This window comes from Geodermatophilus obscurus (assembly GCF_900115395.1).
Lineage (GTDB): Bacteria > Actinomycetota > Actinomycetes > Mycobacteriales > Geodermatophilaceae > Geodermatophilus > Geodermatophilus obscurus_B.
The window spans coordinates 205961-228169 of sequence record NZ_FOWE01000004.1 but is presented as its reverse complement, the minus strand read 5'-3'; the positions used below and the strand labels follow the sequence as shown (position 1 = coordinate 228169).

Sequence of the window (22209 nt, the reverse complement as noted above, 5' to 3'; positions counted from 1 at the left end):
GGCGCTCAGGCGCCGGGGCCACCGAAGATCTCGATGCGGTCGCCGGGGGCAAGCGAGACGATGGCGCGCTTGGTGTCCTTGCGCTTGCCCATCCGGGTCCCGCGGCTGCGCTTGCGCTTGCCCTGGCGGTTGATCGTGTTGACGGCCAGGACCTTCACCTTGAAGACCTGCTCGACAGCGATCTTGATCTGCGTCTTGTTCGCCTCGGGGAGCACCACGAACGTGTACTGGTTGTCGTCCAGCAGCCCGTAGCTCTTCTCCGAGATGACCGGCGACAGCAGGACGTCCCGGGGGTCGCGGACGCTCATGCCTTCTCCTCGGTGCTGTCGGTGGCGGTGTCAGCGGTGCCCTGGTCCGCGAGGTCCAGGTCGGTCGTGCCCTGGGCCGGCTGGATCGACGGGATGGCGCCGGGGATGTCCGGCGTCGTCAGGTCGGGCTTGACCAGCGAGGTGGCGCCACGGCTGCCGCCGTCGCGGCCGCCGACGAACTCGGCGAGCGCGGTCTCGGTGAAGACGACCTCGTCGCTGACCAGGACGTCGTAGGTGTTGAGCTGGCCGGCCTCGAGCAGGTGCACCCGCGGCTCGTTGCGCAGACTCACCCAGTTGAGGACGTCGTCGCGGTCGAGGACCACCAGCACGCGCTTGGCGCTGGTGATCGTCTCCAGGGTGGCCAGCGCTGCCTTGGTCCTCGGGGCGTCACCGTCGACGAAGGTCGTGACGACGTGCACGCGGCCCGCGCGCGCCCGGTCGGAGAGGGCACCGCGCAGAGCGGCGGCCTTCATCTTCTTGGGCGTGCGCTGGGAGTAGTCCCGGGGCTGCGGGCCGTGGACCGTGCCACCACCGGCGAACTGCGGGGCGCGGATCGAGCCCTGACGGGCGCGGCCGGTGCCCTTCTGCCGGTACGGCTTGACGCCACCGCCACTGACGGCGCCACGCGTCTTGGTGGAGTGCGTGCCCTGGCGGGCCGCGGCCAGCTGGGCCACGACCACCTGGTGCAGCAGTGAGACGTTGGCCGGCGTGTCGAACAGGTCACCGGGCAGCGTCACGCTGCCGGTGGTCTCCCCCGCCGGCGTGCGGACGTCGACCTGGCGGTCGGCGCGCGCGGCCGTGGTCGCGGTCGACTGGGTCACTTGGTGTCACTCCCCACGGGGCCGCCCTTGACGGCCGAGCGGACGAGCAGGAGCCCACCCTTCGGCCCGGGGACGGCACCCTTGATCAGGATGAGGCCGCGCTCGGTGTCGACCTTGTGGACGACGAGCGAGAGCGTGGTGGTCTTGACCGCGCCCATGCGGCCGGCCATGCGCAGGCCCTTGAACACGCGGCCCGGGGTCGAGGCGCCGCCGATGGAGCCGGGGTGCCGGTGCTTGCGCTGGGTGCCGTGCGCGGCGCCGAGGCCCTTGAAGCCGTGACGCTTCATGACACCGGCGGTGCCCTTGCCCTTGCTCGTGCCGATGACGTCGACCTTGGCGACGCCGTCGAACACCTCGGCGGTCAGCTCCTGGCCGACTGTGTACTGCGCGGCGTCCTCCGTGCGCAGCTCCACCACGTGACGGCGCGGCGTGACACCGGCCTTCGCGAAGTGGCCGCCCTCGGGCTTGTTCACCTTGCGCGGGTCGATCTCGCCGAAGCCGAGCTGGACGGCGGAGTAGCCGTCGACCTCGGGGGTGCGCACCTGCGTCACCACGTTCGGGCCCGCCTTGACGACGGTCACCGGGACGATGCGGTTGTTCTCGTCGAACACCTGGGTCATCCCCAGCTTCTCGCCGAGGAGCCCGCGGAACGTACTCGCCATGACTGGTCTCGGGTCCTTACTGGATGTTGACGTCGACCGAGGCCGGCAGGTCGATGCGCATGAGCGCGTCCACCGTCTTCGGCGTCGGGTCGAGGATGTCGATGAGCCGCTTGTGCGTACGCATCTCGAAGTGCTCGCGCGAGTCCTTGTACTTGTGCGGCGAGCGGATGACGCAGTACACGTTCTTCTCCGTCGGCAGCGGCACCGGGCCGACGACGCGCGCTCCGGTCTTCGTGACCGTGTCCACGATGCGCCGCGCCGAGGCGTCGATCGCCTCGTGGTCGTAGGCCTTCAGCCTGATGCGGATCTTCTGTCCCGCCATCGCTGTCTCTCGCTCCTGCCGATCGCTGTTCTGCTAGCTGGGGAACGCCGGGTGCGTCCGGATCCAGTCCGGTCCGGCCCCAGCGGGATGGGTGGCGCTGGCCACAGGCGGTTGCCCGGGTCCTCACCACCCGCGGACGGGCGGCGGCGCGGGTCCGCGCCGCCGCCCGTCTGTGGTGTTACTTGATGATCTTCGTGACGCGACCGGCGCCGACGGTGCGGCCACCCTCACGGATGGCAAACCGCAGGCCCTCCTCCATGGCGATCGGCTGGATCAGCTCGACCGTCATCTCGGTGTTGTCGCCCGGCATGACCATCTCGGTGCCGGCCGGCAGGGTGACGACGCCGGTGACGTCCGTCGTCCGGAAGTAGAACTGCGGACGGTAGTTGTTGAAGAACGGCGTGTGGCGACCGCCCTCGTCCTTCGAGAGGATGTAGACCGAGCCCTCGAAGTTGGTGTGCGGGGTGATCGAGCCCGGCTTCACGACGACCTGGCCGCGCTCGACGTCCTCGCGCTTGATGCCGCGCAGCAGCAGCCCGACGTTGTCGCCGGCCTGGCCCTGGTCGAGCAGCTTGCGGAACATCTCGACACCGGTGACGGTGGTCTGGGTCGAGGTGGGGCGGATGCCGACGATCTCGACGGTCTCCGACACCTTGACGATCCCGCGCTCCACGCGACCGGTGACGACGGTGCCGCGACCGGTGATGGTGAAGACGTCCTCGACGGGCATGAGGAACGGCTTGTCGATCTCGCGCTCGGGCTCCGGGATCGCCGTGTCGACGGCGTTCATGAGCTCCATGAGCTTGTCGCCCCACTCGGCGTCGCCCTCGAGGGCCTTGAGCGCCGAGACGCGGACCACGGGGACGTCGTCGCCCGGGAACTCGTACTCGCTGAGCAGCTCGCGGACCTCCAGCTCGACGAGCTCGAGGATCTCCTCGTCGTCGACCATGTCGGCCTTGTTGAGCGCCACGACGATGTAGGGGACGCCGACCTGGCGGGCCAGGAGGACGTGCTCCTTGGTCTGCGGCATCGGGCCGTCGGTGGCGGCGACCACCAGGATGGCGCCGTCCATCTGCGCCGCGCCGGTGATCATGTTCTTGATGTAGTCCGCGTGACCGGGGCAGTCGACGTGGGCGTAGTGCCGGGCCTCGGTCTGGTACTCGACGTGGGCGATCGAGATCGTGATGCCGCGGGCCTTCTCCTCGGGCGCCTTGTCGATCTGGTCGAAGGCCGACGCCTCGTTGAGGTCCGGGTACTTGTCGTGCAGGACCTTGGTGATCGCCGCGGTCAGCGTGGTCTTGCCGTGGTCGATGTGCCCGATGGTGCCGATGTTGACGTGCGGCTTGGTCCGCTCGAACTTGGCCTTGGCCACTGGGTTCCTCTCCTCGTGGTGTCGCAGTCGTGCTGTCGCTTGGGGTGGGCTTGCTGGGGGCCGGGCGGGGACGTACCCCGCCCGGCGGTCACTCGCCCGTGGCCTTGGCGATGATCTCCTTGGCCACGTTCTGCGGGACCTCGGCGTAGGTGTCGAACACCATGGTGTAGCTCGCCCGCCCCTGGGTGCGGCTGCGCAGGTCGCCCACGTAGCCGAACATCTCCGAGAGCGGGACGAGGGCCCGGACGACGCGGGCGCCGGAGCGCTCCTCCATCGCCTGGATCATCCCGCGCCGGGAGTTCAGGTCGCCGATGACGTCGCCCATGTAGTCCTCGGGCGTGACGACCTCGACGGCCATCATCGGCTCGAGCAGGGCCGGGCTGGCCTTGCGGGCGGCCTCCTTGAAGACCATCGAGCCGGCGATCTTGAAGGCCATCTCCGAGGAGTCGACCTCGTGGTACTGGCCGTCGACGAGGGTGGCCTTGACGCCCACCATCGGGTAGCCGGCGAGGATGCCGTACTGCATGGCGTCCTGCATGCCCTGGTCGACCGAGGGGATGTACTCCTTCGGGATGCGACCACCGGTCACGGCGTTGACGAACTCGTAGGTCGGGCCGTCGGCGGCGACCTCGAGCGGCTCGATGCTCACCTGCACCTTGGCGAACTGGCCGGACCCACCCGTCTGCTTCTTGTGGGTGTAGTCGACCTTCTCGACCGCCTTGCGGATGGTCTCGCGGTAGGCGACCTGCGGCTTGCCGACGTTGGCCTCGACCCGGAACTCGCGCCGCATGCGGTCGACGAGGATCTCCAGGTGCAGCTCGCCCATGCCGGAGATGACCGTCTGACCGGTCTCCTCGTCGAGCTTGACCTGGAACGTCGGGTCCTCCTCGGCCAGCTTCTGGATGGCCGTGCCCAGCTTCTCCTGGTCGCCCTTGGTCTTGGGCTCGATGGCGACCGAGATGACCGGCGCCGGGAAGGTCATCGACTCGAGGATCACCGGCTTCTGCGGGTCGCTCAGGGTGTCGCCGGTCGTCGTCTGCTTGAGGCCGTTGACGGCGACGATCTCACCGGCACCGACGCCCTGACGCTCCTCACGCTTGTTCGCGTGCATCTGGTAGATCTTCCCGACCCGCTCCTTGCGGTCCTTCGTGCTGTTCAGCACGGGGGAGCCGGCGTCGAGCTTGCCGGAGTACACGCGGATGTAGGTCAGCTTGCCCAGGTGCTGGTCGGTCTGGATCTTGAAGGCCAGCGCGGAGAACGGCTCGTCCTCGTCGGCGTGCCGCAGGACCTCGGTCTCGCCGTCGAGGGCGGTGCCCACGATCGCCTCGATGTCCAGGGGGCTGGGCAGGTAGTCGACGACGGCGTCGAGCAGGGGCTGCACGCCCTTGTTCTTGAACGCGGTGCCGGTGAGCACCGGGTTCACCTGGCCGGCGATGGTCGCCTTGCGGATGGCCGCCTTGAGGCGGTCGACCGTGATCTCCTCGCCGCCGAGGTAGTCCTCCATCAGCGAGTCGTCGAAGTCCGCGATGTTCTCGAGCAGCTTCTCGCGGTACTCGGCGGCCTGGTCGGCCAGCTCGGCGGGGATCTCCTCGACGGCGTAGTCCTCGCCCATCTTGGTCTCACCGCGCCAGGTGAGCGCCCGCATCTGCACCAGGTCGACGACGCCGATGAAGTCGGCCTCGGCACCGATCGGCAGCTGCAGCACCAGCGGGTTGGCCGCCAGGCGCTCGATCATCATCTCGACGCAGCGGAAGAAGTCGGCTCCGGTGCGGTCGAGCTTGTTGACGAAGCACATGCGCGGGACGCCGTACTTCTCCGCCTGCCGCCAGACCTGCTCGGTCTGCGGCTCCACGCCGGCGACACCGTCGTAGACGGCCACGGCACCGTCGAGCACGCGCAGGGACCGCTCTACCTCGACGGTGAAGTCGACGTGCCCCGGGGTGTCGATGATGTTGATGTCGTGGCCGTTCCAGGTGCACTTGGTCGCGGCGGACGTGATGGTGATGCCGCGCTCCTGCTCCTGCTCCATCCAGTCCATCGTGGCCGCGCCGTCGTGGACCTCACCGATCTTGTAGTTGATACCGGTGTAGAAGAGGATGCGCTCGGTCGTCGTGGTCTTGCCGGCGTCGATGTGCGCCATGATCCCGATGTTGCGGGTCTTGCGGAGCTGGGCCTCGTTGCTGGCCATCTCTCTCTCCTCTTTGTCTCTGGTCCGCGTGCGGGTGTCCGGGGGTGGCCCGGCGTCTCCCGCCGGCGGGTGCTGGCGGACGTGTGCGTCACCAGCGGGGTGCGACTACCAGCGGTAGTGCGCGAAGGCCTTGTTCGACTCGGCCATCTTGTGCGTGTCCTCGCGGCGCTTGACCGCGGCACCGAGGCCGTTGCTCGCGTCGAGCAGCTCGTTCATGAGGCGCTCGGTCATGGTCTTCTCGCGACGGGCGCGGCTGTACTGGATCAGCCAGCGCAGCCCGAGGGTGGTGCTGCGGGAGGCGCGGACCTCGACCGGGACCTGGTAGGTCGCACCACCGACGCGGCGGCTGCGGACCTCGAGGGCCGGCTTGACGTTGTCCAGCGCCCGCTTGAGCGTGACCACCGGGTCGGTGTCGGTCTTGGCGCGGCAGCCCTCGAGGGCGCCGTAGACGATCGACTCGGCGACCGAGCGCTTGCCGTCGACTAGGACCTTGTTCACCAGCTGGGTGACCAGGGGGGACTGGTAGACGGGGTCGTTGACCAGCGGACGGCGCGGCGCGGGGCCCTTGCGCGGCATCTCAGCTCTTCTCCTTCTTCGCGCCGTAGCGGCTGCGAGCCTGCTTGCGGTTGCGCACGCCCTGGGTGTCCAGCGAGCCGCGGATGATCTTGTAGCGCACGCCCGGGAGGTCCTTCACGCGGCCACCGCGCACGAGCACCATCGAGTGCTCCTGCAGGTTGTGGCCGACGCCCGGGATGTACGCGGTCACCTCGATGCCACTGGTGAGGCGGACGCGAGCGACCTTGCGCAGCGCCGAGTTCGGCTTCTTCGGCGTCGTCGTGTACACGCGGGTGCACACGCCACGACGCTGAGGGGAGCCCTTCAACGCCGGGGTCTTGGTCTTCTCGACCTTGTCCTCGCGGCCCTTGCGGACCAGCTGGTTGATCGTGGGCATGGGTGGCCTGGATCTCCTACCTGCGCTGGGTCGTGCTGTGGACGGTGCTGCTTGTCGTGTCGCCGGTGCCGGTCCTGCTGGGGTCGTCCGCCCTGCTCAGCCGCCATCGTCCGGCCCCCGCGGTCGGGCGTGTCGCCTTTCCCGGGACCGGCCGGCGTGTCGAACCGGACGGATCGCCCCCCGCGACTCGGCGCCGCCACCTCCGGCCGCCGCCCTGTCGAGGACGGCCCACCGGGGCGGACCCTCGGCCTGGAGGACGGACCTCCGGACACCCAGGCGCACCGCGAACGGGAGCAGGCCCAGGGCACCCTGGGCACGGCTGCCCACGATACCCGCGGTCCGGGAGGCGGTCAAAGCCGGGTCCCGGGCACCCTGCGGGCAGGGCAGCCTGATCCCCGGACTCAACTCACCCGGGGGGCAACGGCGCGGGCGCCGGAGCCATTCCCGGCGGGCTCACCGGCCCGGGGGTGGCGAGGACTGTACCGCGAGACGACGGTCACGCCAGGGGTGCAGCGCCGGGTCCCGCGGCACCGGATCCTGCGGTGGTCACGGACGCGGGAACGGCGGTGGGGCGCGGACTGTCGGTACCTCCCCCTACGGTCGGTCGCAGCAGAGCAACTCACCGCAACGGAGGTCCCCGTGCTCATCGACTCGGCGCGCGAGCTCAAGGCGCGCCTGACCGCGCGGTTGGCCGAGGGCTTCCCCCCGGTCGTCGCGAGCGACCTCGGCGGCCGCGTGTGGACCCGGCCGGCCATCGGCCTGGCGCCGGTGTCCCCGGGGAGGGTCCACCTGGCGATCCGCGTCGCGGCCCGGGCGGATGCCGAGATCCTGCTCACCGGTCTCGACGACGTCGTCCGGGCGGAGGTCGACGTCCGCGTGACCGGGCCGATACTGGCGCAGGCCTCCCCCTCCGCCGGGCAACTGCAGCAGCGCACCCGGCCCCTGGTCCCCGGCCTGTCCGTCGGGCACCCGGCCGTGTCGGCGGGCACGCTCGGCGGCTTCGTGCGGCTCGGTGGCCGCCTGGCGGTGCTGTCCAACAGCCACGTGCTGGCGGCCGCCGGCGCGGGCGCCGCCGGCGACGCGGTGCTGCAGCCCGGCCCGGCCGACGGCGGCACGCCGGCCGACCGGGTGGCCACGCTGGCCGCAGCCGTGCCGTTCACCGCCCGCGCGAACCGGGTCGACGCCGCCGTCGCCACCGTCGACGAGGGGGTCGGCGCCGACCCGGGGGCGGTCCCGGGCGGACCGCTGGGCACCACGGTGCCCGACGGGTACGAAGTAGAGCCCGACGAGGAGGTCGAGAAGCTCGGCCGGACCACCGGGCACACGCGCGGGCGGATCACCGCGGTGGAGGTCGACGGTGTCGCCGTGCAGTACGACGACGGCGTCCACGTCTTCGACGACCAGATCGAGATCGAGGGCCTGTCCGGGGCCTTCTCCGCCGGAGGCGACAGCGGCTCGGTCATCTGGCGCAGCAGCGACCGCGCGCCGTTGGCCCTGCTGTTCGCCGGGAGCAGCGAGGGCGGCAGCACCGGGGCGGGGCTGACGTTCGCCAACCCGCTGTCGACCGTGCTGGAGGCGCTCGGCGTGGAGTGGGTCTCCTCCTGAGCGGTCCTCCCGGGTCAGGGGGATGTCGCTGCGGGCGGGAACGGGGCACCATGGGGAGGTGACCGAGCCCGCCCGGCCCTCCGGGGCGTCCGCCCCGAGCTCCTCGCCGGTGGGCGTCAGCGAGGAGACCTCGTGACCGACCGTGCCGCCGCCCGCGCCGCCAAGAGCACGCTCGCGCAGCAGCTGTCCGCGCAGCCCGGTGTGGTGGGCATCGGCCTGGCCCGGCGCGACAGCGGGTACGTCGTCAAGGTCGACGTCGCGGACTCCGACGCGGCCGGCCGGGTGCCCCGCGACGTCGACGGCGTCCGGGTGGTCACCGAGGTCGTGGGCGTGATCCGCCCCCTGCGCAGCCGCACCGCCTGACCCCTCCCCGCACCGCCTGGACCCCTCCCGCGCACCGCCCGGAGGCCGCAGGGGCGGCCGGGGGCACCCGCTACGGTCGCCGGTGGCGCCGACGCGGGCGCCGCCGACCAGAGGAGTGCAGGTGCGCATCGGCATCCAGGCCAGTTACGCCGGGGGGTTCCAGGAGACGGCGGCGGAGATCGTCGACCTGGAGGCCGCCGGGCTCGACCTCGCGATGTGCGCGGAGGTCTACACCTTCGACGCCGTCAGCCAGCTCGGCTACCTGGCCGCGGTGACCGAGCGGGTCGAGCTCATGAGCGCGATCCTGCCGATCTACAGCCGCACGCCGGCCCTCACGGCGATGACAGCGGCCGGCCTGGACTTCGTCTCCGGTGGCCGGTTCAGCCTGGGCCTGGGCGCCTCCGGCCCGCAGGTGATCGAGGGCTGGCACGGCGTCCCCTACGACGCGCCGATCCAGCGCACCCGCGAGGTCGTGGAGATCTGCCGCCAGGTGTGGCGGCGGGAGCGCCTCGTGCACGAGGGCCCGAAGTACAGCATCCCGCTCCCGGCCGACCAGGGCACCGGCCTGGGCAAGCCGCTCAAGCTGATCAACACCCCGGTCCGGCAGCGCATCCCGATCATGCTGGCCGCGCTGGGCCCGAAGAACGTCGAGCTGGCCGCCGAGGTCGCCGAGATCTGGGAGCCGATCTGGTTCATGCCCGAGCGCGCCGACGCCGTCTGGGGCGACGCGCTGCGGGCCGGCAGGGCCAAGCGCGACCCCGAGCTCGGCGACCTGCAGGTCGTCTGCGGCGTCCCGGTGGCGATCGGTGAGGACGTCGACCACCTGCACGACCACGTCCGCCCCCAGCTGGCGCTCTACGTCGGCGGCATGGGCGCCAAGGGCAAGAACTTCTACAACGACCTGGCCCGGCGCTACGGGTTCGAGGACGCCGCCGAGACCGTGCAGGAGCTGTACCTGAGCGGCCGCAAGGACGAGGCGGCCGCGGCGCTGCCCGACGAGTTCGTGCGCTCGGTATCGCTCATCGGCCCCGAGGGGTACGTCGCCGAGCGGATCGCCGCCTACGCCGAGGCCGGGGTCACCACGATCGCCCTGCAGCCCCTCGACGACAGCCGCGAGAGCCGGCTCCGCACCGTCGAGACCATGCGCCGCCTCGCCGACGCCTAGCGAAGCTCGCCCGCCCCGCGTTCCGTCACGTGACGGGGCGCCGGGCTAGGGCGGCGCCGTCGTCCTCCCCCACCGCAGCGCGTCCTCCCGCACGTCCCACCGTGAGGGAGGACGCCCGACGATCAGGTCACCTGATCCCCGCCGGGACGGCACGGAGAGCACGGAAGGGCCCCCAGGTCGACGACCTGGGGGCCCTTCTCACGTGCTACCGGGGCTCAGCCCCGCCAGTCGTACTCCTCGAGACGCACGGCCTCGCCGGAGCCCGCACCGAAGACGTCGGGGCTGTAGTACTGCCCGTCGTCGTACCCGGCCATCGTGTAGACGGCGGCGCGGGCCTCCTCGGTCGGCTCGACCGTGATGTTCCGGTAGCGGCTGATGCCCGTACCCGCCGGGATCAGCTTGCCGATGATCACGTTCTCCTTGAGTCCGAGCAGGCTGTCGCTCTTGCCCTGGATCGCGGCGTCGGTGAGCACCTTGGTCGTCTCCTGGAAGGAGGCGGCCGACAGCCACGACTCGGTCGCGAGGGAGGCCTTGGTGATGCCCATGAGCACCGGTCGGGCCGAGGCCGGCTCGCCGCCCTCGGCGACGACACGACGGTTCTCGGTCTCGAACAGCGTCCGCTCGACCAGCGCACCGGGGAGGAACTCCGTGGCGCCCGAGTCGATGATGGTCACCCGCTTCAGCATCTGGCGGATGATCACCTCGATGTGCTTGTCGTGGATCGACACGCCCTGGCTGCGGTAGACCTCCTGGACCTCGCGGACGAGGTGCAGCTGCACCTCGCGCGGGCCCATGATCCGCAGCACCTCGTGCGGGTCCACCGCACCCTCGGTGAGCTGCTCGCCGACCTCGACGTGGGCACCGTCCTCGACCCGCAGCCGCGACCGGCGCGACAGCTTGTCGTAGACGACCTCGTCGGAGCCGTCGTCCGGGGTGATCGTCAGCTTGCGGAACTGCTCGCCGTCCTCGATCCGGACGGAGCCGGCCAGCTCGGCGATCGGGGCCTTGCCCTTGGGGACGCGGGCCTCGAAGAGCTCCACCACACGCGGCAGACCGTGGGTGATGTCCTCACCCGCGACACCACCGGTGTGGAAGGTGCGCATCGTCAGCTGGGTGCCGGGCTCACCGATCGACTGGGCGGCGATGATGCCGACCGCCTCGCCGACGTCGACGAGCTTGCCGGTGGCCAGCGACCGGCCGTAGCAGGTCGCGCAGGTGCCGAGCAGCGACTCGCAGGTCAGGACGCAGCGGACCTTGACCTCGGCGATGCCGGCGTCGACCAGCTCGCCGATGAGCACGTCACCGAGGTCCTGGCCGGCCTGCGCGACCAGCGTGCCGTCCTCGGCCGCCACGTCGGCGGCCAGGGAGCGGGCGTAGACGCTGGTCTCGACGTGCGCGTCCCGGGTGAGGACCCCGTTGACCACCGTGGCGATCGGCATGATGACGCCGCGCTCGGTGCCGCAGTCCTCCTCGCGGATGATGACGTCCTGGGAGACGTCGACCAGCCGCCGGGTGAGGTAGCCGGAGTCCGCGGTCCGCAGGGCGGTGTCGGCCAGGCCCTTGCGCGCACCGTGCGTGGAGATGAAGTACTCCAGCACGGACAGACCCTCCCGGAAGTTGGCCTTGATCGGCCGCGGGATGATCTCGCCCTTCGGGTTGGCCACCAGACCGCGCATGCCGGCGATCTGGCTGATCTGCATCATGTTGCCTCGGGCGCCCGAGTTGACCATGACCCAGACCGGGTTGGTGGTGGGGAAGTTGTCCACCATCGCCTGGCTGACCTCGGCCCGCGCGCGGGTCCAGATCTCGATGAGCTCGCCACGTCGCTCGGCGTCGGTGATGACGCCGCGCTCGTACTGCTTCTCGATCTGCCGGGCCTCGTTCTCGTGCCGGTCCAGGATCTCCTGCTTGGCCGGCGGGGTGACGACGTCGTCGATGGCGATCGTCACGCCGGAGCGGGTGGCCCAGCGGAAGCCGGCCGACTTGAGGGCGTCCAGCGTCGCCGCGACCTGCACCTTGGGGTAGCGCTCGGCGAGGTCGTTGACGATCGCCCCGAGCTCCTTCTTCGGCACCTGGTAGTTGACGAAGCGGTAGTCCTCGGGCAGGGCCTCGTTGAACAGCACCCGGCCCAGGCTGGTCTCGACCAGCGCCGGGGCACCCGGGGTCCAGTCCGCGGGCTGCTCCCACGCGGGGTTGACCTTGCCGTTGTCGACGCCGAACACCTCGTCGAGGCGGATCAGCGCACGCTCCTGCAGGCCCAGGGCGCCCTTGTCGAACGCCATGATCGCCTCGGCCGTCGACCCGAAGGCCGCCGGACGGCCGCCGTCGGCCTCGTACCGGCTGGCCACCAGGGTGGTCAGGTGGTACAGGCCCAGCACCATGTCCTGGGTCGGCGCGGTGATCGGGCGACCGTCGGCCGGGCTCAGGATGTTGTTGCTCGACAGCATGAGGATGCGGGCCTCGGCCTGCGCCTCGGCCGACAGCGGCAGGTGCACCGCCATCTGGTCGCCGTCGAAGTCGGCGTTGAAGGCCGTGCAGACCAGCGGGTGGATCTGGATGGCCTTGCCCTCGACCAGCTGCGGCTCGAAGGCCTGGATGCCCAGGCGGTGCAGCGTCGGCGCCCGGTTCAGCAGGACCGGGTGCTCGGTGATGACCTCCTCGAGCACGTCCCACACGACCGGACGGGCACGCTCGACCATGCGCTTGGCGGACTTGATGTTCTGCGCGTGGTTGAGGTCGACGAGCCGCTTCATGACGAAGGGCTTGAACAGCTCCAGCGCCATCTGCTTGGGCAGACCGCACTGGTGCAGCTTCAGCTGCGGGCCGACGACGATGACCGAACGGCCGGAGTAGTCGACGCGCTTGCCGAGCAGGTTCTGGCGGAACCGGCCCTGCTTGCCCTTGAGCAGGTCGCTCAGGGACTTGAGGGGACGGTTGCCCGGGCCGGTGACCGGCCGGCCGCGGCGGCCGTTGTCGAACAGCGCGTCCACGGACTCCTGGAGCATCCGCTTCTCGTTGTTGACGATGATCTCGGGCGCGCCGAGGTCGAGCAGCCGCTTGAGCCGGTTGTTCCGGTTGATGACCCGGCGGTAGAGGTCGTTCATGTCGCTGGTCGCGAACCGGCCACCGTCGAGCTGCACCATCGGGCGCAGGTCCGGCGGGATGACCGGCACGCAGTCGAGCACCATGCCCATGGGCGAGTTGCGCGTCTGCTGGAACGCCGCGACGACCTTGAGCCGCTTGAGGGCCCGCAGCTTGCGCTGGCCCTTGCCGTTGCGGATGGTGTCGCGCAGCGAGGCGGCCTCGGCGTCGAGGTCGAAGTCGGCCAGCAGCTTCTGCAGGGCCGCGGCACCCATGCCGCCCTCGAAGTACTCACCGAAGCGGTCGCGCAGCTCGCGGTAGAGGCCCTCGTCGGCGATGAGCTGCTTGACCTCGAGCTTGCGGAAGGTGTCGAGCACCTCCTCGAGGCGGTCGATCTCCCGCTGGGCGCGGTCGCGCAGCTGGCGCATCTCGCGCTCGCCACCCTCGCGCACCTTGCGGCGGACGTCGGACTTGGCGCCCTCCGCCTCGAGCTCGGCCAGGTCGGCCTCGAGCTTCTGCTGACGGGCCTCGACGTCGGCGTCGCGACGGTTCTCGAGGTTGTGCTTCTCCGCGCTGATCTCGGCCTCGATGGTCGGGAGGTCGCGGTGGCGCGCCTCGTCGTCGACCGAGGTGATCAGGTAGGCGGCGAAGTAGATGATCTTCTCGAGGTCCTTGGGCGCCAGGTCGAGCAGGTAGCCCAGGCGCGAGGGGACGCCCTTGAAGAACCAGATGTGGGTGACCGGCGCGGCCAGCTCGATGTGGCCCATCCGCTCACGGCGGACCTTGGCCCGGGTCACCTCGACGCCGCAGCGCTCGCAGATGATGCCCTTGAAGCGGACGCGCTTGTACTTGCCGCAGTAGCACTCCCAGTCCCGCGTGGGACCGAAGATCTTCTCGCAGAAGAGACCGTCCTTCTCCGGACGGAGGGTGCGGTAGTTGATGGTCTCGGGCTTCTTCACCTCACCGTGCGACCACTGGCGGATGTCGTCGCCGGTGGCTAGACCGATGCGGAGCTCGTCGAAGAAGTTGACGTCGAGCACTGAGTGGACCCCTTTCCCGGGGCTCGGTTACTGCACTTCGATCAGTTGTCGGAGGAGGGCGCCGGCCGGCCCCGCGCACGGGGCCGGCCGGCGGCCGATCACACGTCCTCGACGCTGGAGGGCTCGCGGCGGGAGAGGTCGATGCCCAGCTCCTCCGCGGCCCGGAACACCTCGTCGTCGGTGTCGCGCAGCTCGATCGCCTGCCCGTCGCCGGACAGCACCTCCACGTTGAGGCAGAGCGACTGCAGCTCCTTGAGCAACACCTTGAACGACTCGGGGATGCCCGGCTCGGGGATGTTCTCGCCCTTGACGATGGCCTCGTAGACCTTGACGCGGCCGAGGATGTCGTCGGACTTGATGGTCAGCAGCTCCTGCAGCGCGTAGGCCGCGCCGTAGGCCTGCATCGCCCAGCACTCCATCTCACCGAAGCGCTGGCCACCGAACTGCGCCTTACCACCCAGCGGCTGCTGCGTGATCATCGAGTACGGGCCGGTCGACCGGGCGTGGATCTTGTCGTCGACCAGGTGCAGCAGCTTGAGGATGTAGACGTAGCCCACCGAGATCGGCTCGGGGAAGGGCTCCCCGGACCGGCCGTCGAAGAGCCGGGCCTTGCCGGTCTCCTCCACCATCCGGTCACCGTCGCGGTTGGGGATCGTCGAGCCGAGCAGGCCGATGATCTCCTCCTCGCGGGCGCCGTCGAACACCGGCGTCGCGGTCCGGGTGCCCGGCTGGGCCGAGCGCGCCGGCTGCGGCAGGTTGGCCGCCCACCCGGGGTCGCCCTCGACCTGCCAGCCGGACTTGGCGATCCACCCGAGGTGGGTCTCCAGCACCTGGCCGACGTTCATCCGGCCGGGGACGCCGAGCGGGTTGAGCACGATGTCGACCGGCGTGCCGTCGGAGAGGAACGGCATGTCCTCCTGCGGCAGGATCTTCGCGATGACGCCCTTGTTGCCGTGGCGCCCGGCGAGCTTGTCGCCGTCGGAGATCTTGCGCATCTGGGCGACGTAGACCCGGATCAGCTCGTTGACGCCGGCGGGCAGCTCGTCGCCGTCCTCGCGCGAGAACACGCGGACACCGATGACCTTGCCGGACTCACCGTGCTTGACCTTCAGCGACGTGTCGCGGACCTCGCGGGCCTTCTCGCCGAAGATCGCGCGCAGCAGCCGCTCCTCGGGGGTCAACTCGGTCTCGCCCTTGGGCGTGACCTTGCCGACGAGGATGTCGCCGGGGACGACCTCGGCACCGATGCGGATGATGCCGCGCTCGTCGAGGTCGGCGAGGACCTCCTCGGAGACGTTCGGGATGTCCCGGGTGATCTCCTCGGCACCGAGCTTGGTGTCGCGGGCGTCGACCTCGAACTCCTCGATGTGGATCGAGGACAGGACGTCGTCCTGCACGAGGCGCTGCGACAGGATGATCGCGTCCTCGTAGTTGTGGCCCTCCCACGGCATGAAGGCGACGAGCAGGTTCTTGCCCAGCGCCATCTCACCCTGGTCGGTGCACGGCCCGTCGGCGATGACCTGTCCGACCTCGACCCGCTGGCCCTCGTCCACGACGGGGGTCTGGTTGATCGAGGTGCCCTGGTTGGAGCGGCGGAACTTCAGCAGCCGGTAGGTCTGCCGGGTGCCGTCGTCGGCCATGACAGTCACGTAGTCGGCGGTGGAGTCCTCGACCACACCGGCCTTCTCCGCCACGACGACGTCGCCGGCGTCGACCGCGGCGCGCAGCTCCATGCCGGTGCCCACGAGCGGGGCCTCCGAGCGGAGCAGCGGCACGGCCTGGCGCTGCATGTTCGCGCCCATGAGCGCGCGGTTGGCGTCGTCGTGCTCGAGGAACGGGATCATCGCCGTCGCGACCGAGGTCATCTGCCGCGGCGAGACGTCCATGTAGTCGACGTTCTCGGGGACGAGGTAGTCGACCTCACCGCCCTTGGTGCGGACCAGGACGCGGTCCTCGGCGAACCGGCCCTGGGCGTCCAGCGGCGAGTTGGCCTGGGCGACGACGAAGCGGTCCTCCTCGTCGGCGGTCAGGTAGTCGATCGAGTCGCTGACCACACCGTTGTTCACGCGGCGGTACGGCGTCTCGATGAAGCCGAAGGCGTTGACCCGCCCGTAGGCCGACAGCGAGCCGATGAGGCCGATGTTCGGGCCCTCCGGCGTCTCGATCGGGCACATCCGGCCGTAGTGGCTCGGGTGCACGTCGCGGACCTCCATGCCGGCCCGCTCACGCGACAGACCGCCCGGGCCCAGCGCCGACAGGCGGCGCTTGTGGGTCAGGCCTGCGAGCGGGTTGGTCTGGTCCATGAACTGCGACAGCTGGCTGGTGCCGAAGAACTCCTTGATGGAGGCGACGACCGGCCGGATGTTGATCAGGGTCTGCGGCGTGATCGCCTCGACGTCCTGGGTCGTCATCCGCTCGCGGACGACGCGCTCCATGCGGGAGAGGCCGACCCGGATCTGGTTCTGGATCAGCTCACCGACGGTGCGCAGCCGGCGGTTGCCGAAGTGGTCGATGTCGTCGACGCCGTGGTCGGGCTCGCCGGCGTGCAGGCGCACGACGTACTCGATGGTGGCGACGATGTCGTCCTCGGTCAGCGTCAGGGTGGCCTGGGGCACCTCGACGCCGAGCTTCTTGTTCACCTTGTAGCGGCCGACCTTGGCGAGGTCGTAGCGCTTCGGGTTGAAGAAGAGGTTCTCCAGCAGGGCCTGCGCCGACTCGCGCGTCGGCGGCTCGCCCGGCCGCAGCTTGCGGTAGATGTCGAGCAGGGCCTCGTCCTGCCCGGCGATGTGGTCCTTCTCGAGGGTGGCGAGGACCGTGGGCGACCACTGGAAGTGCTCGCGGATGCGGTCCTCGGCCCAGCCCAGCGCCTTGAGCAGCACGGTGACCGGCTGGCGGCGCTTGCGGTCGATGCGGACGCCGACGGTGTCGCGCTTGTCGACGTCGAACTCCAGCCACGCACCGCGGCTGGGGATGACCTTGGCGCTGAAGACGTCCTTGTCGGAGGTCTTGTCCAGCGTCTTGTCGAAGTAGACGCCGGGGCTGCGCACGAGCTGGGAGACCACGACGCGCTCGGTCCCGTTGATGACGAACGTGCCCTTGTTCGTCATGATCGGGAAGTCGCCCATGAACACCGTCTGGCTCTTGATCTCGCCGGTGGTGTTGTTCATGAACTCCGCGGTGACGAACAGCGGCGCCGCGTAGGTCATGTCCTTGTCCTTGCACTCCTCGAGGGACGCCTTGACGTCCTCGAAGCGCGGGTTGGAGAAGGACAGCGACATCGAGCCGCTGAAGTCCTCGATCGGGGAGATCTCCTCGAGGATCTCGGCCAGGCCGCCGACGGCGGTGGCCTGCTCCTCGGGCGAGAGGGTGGCGCGCCACTCGGGGCTGCCGACCAGCCAGTCGAAGGACGCGGTCTGCAGGGCGAGCAGGTCCGGGACCGCGAGGGGCTCGGAGATCTTCGCGAACGAGACCCGGAGCGGTGCGCCGGGGATCTTCTGCTGGTCGGCCTCTCCGGTGCGGGGGCCGGCCTGGGGAGTCTGGTTCTGCTGGCCGTAGCCGCCGGACTCTGTCGTACTGGGGGAGATGCTGGTGGGGCGAGAGCCTGCCAAGATGCGTCCTTCCAAGGACCTCACGACGTGCGGGCGGTGGGTGCTGGTTCGTCCTGGGTCGTCGTCGGTATCGGCGGGGCTGTCCACGGCGTCCGGCCCGCTCGGTCGACCGGGTGCCGGGTGATCCCGGGCACCCCAGGCGACCCGGCTCGGCGGGCAGGTAGTCAGGGAGCAGCGCAACAGGGAACCCTACCCCTGATCTGCAGCGCTGTCCACGTCAGGGGTGTGGGGCGACGAGCGCCACACCTCCGGTAAGGACGGCGCCTCCGCAGTCTCGACGGCGGGCCGCGCGTCGATGATGCCAGCCCGACCCGCCTGCTGTCTCCGCCACGCCGGACGGCGTCCTCCCGAGTCCCGCCCGGGACGCGACAGGGGCCGCCCTCCCGGAGGAGGACGGCCCCTGTCGCGTACGGGGTGGTGCGACCCGGCTCAGCGGAGCCGGGCGGGTGTCACGTGACGGTGACGTACCCGGCCTCGGTCGGGCCGGGCGCGCGTCACTTGACGGTGACGGTGGCGCCGGCGCCCTCGAGGGCGGCCTTGGCCTTCTCGGCGGCGTCCTTGGCGACCTTCTCCAGCACCGGCTTCGGCGCGCCGTCGACCAGGTCCTTGGCCTCCTTGAGGCCGAGCGAGGTCAGGCCGCGCACCTCCTTGATGACCTGGATCTTCTTGTCACCGGCGCTCTCGAGGATAACGTCGAACTCGTCCTGCTCCTCGGCGGCGGGGGCACCACCGTCGCCACCGCCGGCCGGCGCGGCGGCCGCGACGGCGACGGGGGCGGCAGCGGTGACCTCGAAGGTCTCCTCGAACTGCTTCACGAAGTCGGACAGCTCGAGCAGCGTCATCTCCTTGAACGCGTCGAGCAGCTCCGTGGTGGACAGCTTGGCCATGATCTCTCCTTCTGGGTCAGTCGGTGCCGGCCGCGGCGTCAGCGGCGTCGGCGGAGTCGGGGGTGGTGTCGGCAGCAGCGGTGTCGTCGGCGGCGGGAGCGGCGGGGCCCTCGACGGACTCCCGCTTCTCCTGCAGCGCGGCGGCCAGGCGGGCGACCTGCGACAGCGGGGCCTGGAACAGGCCGGCGGCCTTGGTCAGGTTGCCCTTCATCGCGCCGGCCAGCTTGGCCAGCAGCACCTCGCGCGGCTCGACGTCGGCCAGGGCGGTGACCTCGGCGGGGCCGACGGTGCGACCCTCGACGACGCCGCCCTTGACGACGAGCAGCGGGTTGGCGCGCGCGAAGTCGCGGATGGCCTTGGCCGCCTCGACGACGTCGCCCTCGATGAAGGCGATCGCGGTGGGGCCGTTGAGCAGCGGGGCCAGGTCGGCGTGGCCGACCTCGTCCGCCGCCCGCTTCGTCAGGGTGTTCTTGACGACGGCGTAGCTGCTGCCCGCACCGAGGGAACGGCGCAGCTGGGTCAGCTGCGCCACGGTCAGCCCGCGGTACTCGGTGAGCACGGCCGCGCTGGACCTCTGGAAGCGCTCGGTGATCTCGTCGATCACCGCGGCCTTCGCCTGCGTGGGCATGGGCCTCCTCTCGTCTGTCGGGCGACCACCCGTGCATCGCACGAGGGCGGGCGATCCGGGCCCGGAGACGGAGAACGCCCCGGCGCAGGGCGCACGGGGCGAGGGAGGCGGGCACGGGTGCCCACGTCGATCGAACCGTCCTCCTGCGCGGGCCGCCCGGGTCGTCCGGGACCTTCGATCGCACGCGGACGTGCGACGACCAGCGGTCGTGGGGGGAACGCCGTCCAGCATACGCGACTCAGCGGCGGGGGCGGCGGCCGGTCCGGGAACGGCGGAGGCCCCGCCGCGCGGCTGCGCGACGGGGCCTCCGCCAGGTCCCCTCAGCGGGGGTCCGCGCTCACGCCGACGGCTCGTCGACCGTCAGGTTGCGGGTGCGGTTCGGGTCGACCGGGATGCCCGGGCCCATGGTGGTGGAGATGGTGACCTTCTTGACGTACCGGCCCTTGGCCGCGGCCGGCTTCGCGCGCAGCACCTCGTCGAGGGCGGCGGCGTAGTTCTCGACCAGCTTGGTCTCGTCGAAGGAGGTCTTGCCGATCACCAGGTGCAGGTTGGCCTGCTTGTCGACGCGGAAGTTGATCTTCCCGCCCTTGATGTCGTTGACGGCCTTGGTGACGTCGGCGGTCACGGTGCCCGTCTTCGGGTTCGGCATCAGGCCACGGGGGCCGAGGATGCGCGCGATCCGGCCGACCTTGGCCATCTGGTCGGGGGTGGCGATCGCCGCGTCGAAGTCCAGGAAGCCCTCCTGGATGCGCGCGATGAGGTCGTCCGAGCCGACGACGTCGGCGCCGGCGGCCTCGGCCTCGGCGGCCCTGTCGCCGGTCGCGAAGACGATGACGCGGGCGGTCTTGCCGGTGCCGTGCGGCAGGTTCACCGTGCCGCGGACCATCTGGTCGGCCTTGCGCGGGTCGACGCCCAGGCGCATGGCCACCTCGACGGTGGCGTCGTAGGTGGTCGGCGAGGTCTCCTTCGCCAGACCCGCGGCCTGCAGCGGGCTGTAGAGGGCCTCGCGGTCGACCTTGGCCGCCGCCTCGCGGTACTTCTTGCCGTGCTTCGCCATGGTGGTTCCTCTCCCCCGCCGCGCGGGCGGGGATCGCGTGGTGCACGGGCCTGGCCGGCCCTCCCACGGTGGTGACGTGCTGGAACGGCCCTCGGACGGGCCGCCGGGGGCCTCAGCCCTGGACGGTGATGCCCATCGACCGCGCGGTGCCGGCGATGATCTTCTCGGCCTCGTCGAGGTCGTTGGCGTTGAGGTCGACCATCTTGGTCTGGGCGATCTCGCGGACCTGGTCACGCGTGACGGTGGCGACCTTGGTCTTGTGCGGCTCGCCGGAGCCCTTCTCGACACCGGCGGCCTTGAGCAGCATGCGCGCGGCCGGCGGGGTCTTGGTGACGAAGGTGAACGAGCGGTCCTCGTAGACCGAGATCTCGACGGGCACGACGTCGCCGCGCTGCGACTCGGTCGCCGCGTTGTACGCCTTGCAGAACTCCATGATGTTGACGCCGTGCTGGCCGAGCGCCGGACCGACGGGCGGGGCGGGGGTGGCCGCACCGGCCTTGATCTGGAGCTTGATGACCGCGGTCAACCGCTTCCTGGGGGGCATGTCATTCCTTCTTCGTGAGCGTGGTGCGTGGTGTCGGCTGGAAGGCCCCCTCGCAGGATCCCACCCTGAGCGCGCAGGGGTGGGGGCGAGGGGGCCTCCGGCTAGATCTTGGCGACCTGGGTGAAGGACAGCTCGACCGGCGTCTCCCGGCCGAAGATCGAGACCAGCACCTGCAGCTTCGACTGCTCTGCGTTGATCTCGTTGATGGTCGCCGGGAGGGTGGCGAACGGGCCGTCCATGACGGTGACCGACTCGCCGATCTCGAAGTCGACGACGGTGACCGGCGCGGAGGCCGCGGCGGGCGACGCCGCCTCGGCGACCTTGGCCGCCTGCGCCGGGGCGTCGGGCACCAGCAGGTTGACGACCTCGTCGATGGTCAGCGGCGAGGGCCGCGAGGTGGCACCGACGAAGCCGGTGACGCCGGGGGTGTTGCGGACCGCACCCCAGGACTCGTCGTTGAGGTCCATCCGGACGAGCAGGTAGCCGGGCAGCTTTTTCCGGTTGACCTGGGTGCGCTTGCCGTTCTTGATCTCGGTGACCTCCTCGGTGGGCACCTCGATCTGGAAGATGTAGTCCTCCATGTCCAGCGACTGGATGCGGGACTCGAGGTTGGTCTTCACCTTGTTCTCGTAGCCCGCGTAGGAGTGGATGACGTACCAGTCGCCGAACTGCGTGCGCAGGGTGCGCTTGAGCGTCTCCCGGGGGTCCTCGTCGGCCGCCTCGGCCTCGGCCAGCGCCTCGGTGACGAGGGGGTCGTGGTCGGGCGCGGGGGCGACCAGCGGGTCGCCGACCAGGCTGTCGCGGCCGCCGCCCTCGACCAGCGGGGTCACGTCGGCCACGCCGGTGGCGGTGTCCTGGTCGGTGGTGTCGGCCGAGCCCTCGGCGGCGCCGGTCTCGCCGGTCCCGGTCTCGAGGTCGACGCTGCCGCGCACGTCCAGCCGCTCGTCGTCGAGGTCGATGGCCTCGACGTCGCTGTCGGTGTCGAGGGGCTCGCGGGGGTCGGTCACGGGGATCTCTTCCTTGTCGGGTGCGGGCGGGCGCTGGGGACGGTCAGCCGAAGACGGCGATCACGCCCTGCGCGAAGAGGACGTCCAGGCCCGCGACCAGCGCGACCATGAAGGCCACGAAGAGGATGACGACGGTGGTGTAGGTGATCAGCTCCCGGCGGCCGGGCCAGATCACCTTCCGCAGCTCGGCGACGACCTCGCGGAGGAACCGGCGCAGGTTGCGGCGCTGACGGACCTCGTCGCCCCGCGAGCGCTCGGCGGCGGCGCGCGAACGGCTACCGGCACCGTCGGCCGGGCGGCCGGCGGGGCGGCTCGCCGTGCTCCCGCGGGACGGACGGCGGGCGCGGGTGGTGCCCGCGGACTCGTCGTCCTCGTCGTCGTCGGCGGTGATCCGGCCACCGCGGCGGCGCGTCGGCGTGGGGACGACCTTGTCCTCCTCGGCCTGCGCCTCGGCGGCGAGCTCGTCCTCCGCGGCCTCGAGCTCGGCGGCGTCCTCGACGCCCGGCGCCTCGCGGTCGAGCTGCTCGTCGGTCAGCTCGGCGTCGGAGGCGGCGCGGGGGTCCTCCCCGCTGCCCGGCTTCTCGTCGCTCACTGCGCCT

The 22209-nt window shown here is 70.8% G+C and carries 19 protein-coding genes; 3 read left to right on the top strand and 16 right to left on the bottom strand.

Features of this window, described 5'->3' with window-relative positions:
* Positions 1–5: 5 nt before the first annotated feature.
* The 8 genes from rplW to rpsL form a co-directional block, all read right to left on the bottom strand.
* Positions 6–308, bottom strand: coding sequence for a 50S ribosomal protein L23 (gene rplW, locus BM165_RS09620; protein ID WP_075013308.1), 303 nt, complete (start codon positions 306–308; stop codon positions 6–8).
* On the bottom strand, positions 305–1129 hold the full coding sequence (gene rplD / locus BM165_RS09615; protein WP_075013307.1) for a 50S ribosomal protein L4: 825 nt from the start codon (positions 1127–1129) through the stop codon (positions 305–307). The genes rplW and rplD overlap by 4 nt, the downstream gene beginning before the upstream one ends.
* Complete coding sequence (gene rplC / locus BM165_RS09610) at positions 1126–1791, bottom strand: 50S ribosomal protein L3 (RefSeq protein ID WP_075013306.1); 666 nt, start codon at positions 1789–1791, stop codon at positions 1126–1128. The genes rplD and rplC overlap by 4 nt, the downstream gene beginning before the upstream one ends.
* Before the next feature lie 16 nt (positions 1792–1807).
* A complete protein-coding gene (gene rpsJ / locus BM165_RS09605; protein ID WP_014742859.1) occupies positions 1808–2113 on the bottom strand; it encodes a 30S ribosomal protein S10 in 306 nt (101 codons plus the stop codon).
* 178 nt (positions 2114–2291) lie between these two features.
* Positions 2292–3485: an elongation factor Tu gene (tuf, locus tag BM165_RS09600; RefSeq protein WP_075013305.1), complete on the bottom strand. Its 1194-nt coding sequence runs from the start codon at positions 3483–3485 to the stop codon at positions 2292–2294.
* 88 nt (positions 3486–3573) lie between these two features.
* Entirely contained in the window at positions 3574–5673 is a 2100-nt protein-coding gene (gene fusA / locus BM165_RS09595) for an elongation factor G (protein ID WP_075013304.1), read from the bottom strand.
* Positions 5674–5778: 105 nt separating this feature from the next.
* Positions 5779–6249, bottom strand: a complete 471-nt coding sequence (gene rpsG, locus BM165_RS09590; protein ID WP_075013303.1) for a 30S ribosomal protein S7 — start codon at positions 6247–6249, stop codon at positions 5779–5781.
* A gap of 1 nt (position 6250) precedes the next feature.
* On the bottom strand, positions 6251–6625 hold the full coding sequence (rpsL, locus tag BM165_RS09585; protein ID WP_012950487.1) for a 30S ribosomal protein S12: 375 nt from the start codon (positions 6623–6625) through the stop codon (positions 6251–6253).
* A gap of 639 nt (positions 6626–7264) precedes the next feature.
* Here rpsL and BM165_RS09580 point away from each other — a divergent pair.
* The 3 genes from BM165_RS09580 to BM165_RS09570 all read left to right on the top strand — a co-directional run bounded on the left by BM165_RS09580 (position 7265) and on the right by BM165_RS09570 (position 9758).
* Positions 7265–8230 (top strand): chymotrypsin family serine protease, encoded by a 966-nt coding sequence (locus tag BM165_RS09580; protein WP_075013302.1) that lies wholly within the window; start codon positions 7265–7267, stop codon positions 8228–8230.
* Positions 8231–8362: 132 nt separating this feature from the next.
* Positions 8363–8593: a hypothetical protein gene (locus BM165_RS09575; RefSeq protein WP_075013301.1), complete on the top strand. Its 231-nt coding sequence runs from the start codon at positions 8363–8365 to the stop codon at positions 8591–8593.
* 121 nt (positions 8594–8714) lie between these two features.
* Positions 8715–9758: an LLM class F420-dependent oxidoreductase gene (locus BM165_RS09570; RefSeq protein WP_075013300.1), complete on the top strand. Its 1044-nt coding sequence runs from the start codon at positions 8715–8717 to the stop codon at positions 9756–9758.
* A 215-nt stretch (positions 9759–9973) separates the two neighbouring features.
* Here the strand turns inward: BM165_RS09570 and BM165_RS09565 are convergent, their stop codons facing one another.
* From BM165_RS09565 to secE, 8 genes are all read right to left on the bottom strand, one after another.
* Complete coding sequence (locus tag BM165_RS09565; RefSeq protein WP_075013299.1) at positions 9974–13879, bottom strand: DNA-directed RNA polymerase subunit beta'; 3906 nt, start codon at positions 13877–13879, stop codon at positions 9974–9976.
* A 98-nt stretch (positions 13880–13977) separates the two neighbouring features.
* Positions 13978–17487 (bottom strand): DNA-directed RNA polymerase subunit beta, encoded by a 3510-nt coding sequence (rpoB, locus tag BM165_RS09560; protein WP_244274154.1) that lies wholly within the window; start codon positions 17485–17487, stop codon positions 13978–13980.
* 494 nt (positions 17488–17981) lie between these two features.
* Positions 17982–18374, bottom strand: a complete 393-nt coding sequence (gene rplL, locus BM165_RS09555; RefSeq protein ID WP_075013298.1) for a 50S ribosomal protein L7/L12 — start codon at positions 18372–18374, stop codon at positions 17982–17984.
* A gap of 16 nt (positions 18375–18390) precedes the next feature.
* On the bottom strand, positions 18391–19002 hold the full coding sequence (gene rplJ, locus BM165_RS09550) for a 50S ribosomal protein L10 (protein WP_075013297.1): 612 nt from the start codon (positions 19000–19002) through the stop codon (positions 18391–18393).
* A gap of 337 nt (positions 19003–19339) precedes the next feature.
* A complete protein-coding gene (gene rplA, locus BM165_RS09545) occupies positions 19340–20059 on the bottom strand; it encodes a 50S ribosomal protein L1 (protein WP_075013296.1) in 720 nt (239 codons plus the stop codon).
* 112 nt (positions 20060–20171) lie between these two features.
* Positions 20172–20603 carry a 50S ribosomal protein L11 gene (rplK, locus tag BM165_RS09540; protein ID WP_075013295.1) on the bottom strand — a complete coding sequence of 144 codons (432 nt, stop codon included), beginning with the start codon at positions 20601–20603 and terminating at the stop codon, positions 20172–20174.
* A 101-nt stretch (positions 20604–20704) separates the two neighbouring features.
* A complete protein-coding gene (nusG, locus tag BM165_RS09535) occupies positions 20705–21610 on the bottom strand; it encodes a transcription termination/antitermination protein NusG (protein WP_075013294.1) in 906 nt (301 codons plus the stop codon).
* Positions 21611–21653: 43 nt separating this feature from the next.
* A complete protein-coding gene (secE, locus tag BM165_RS09530) occupies positions 21654–22202 on the bottom strand; it encodes a preprotein translocase subunit SecE (RefSeq protein ID WP_075013293.1) in 549 nt (182 codons plus the stop codon).
* Between the last annotated feature and the right edge of the window lie 7 nt (positions 22203–22209).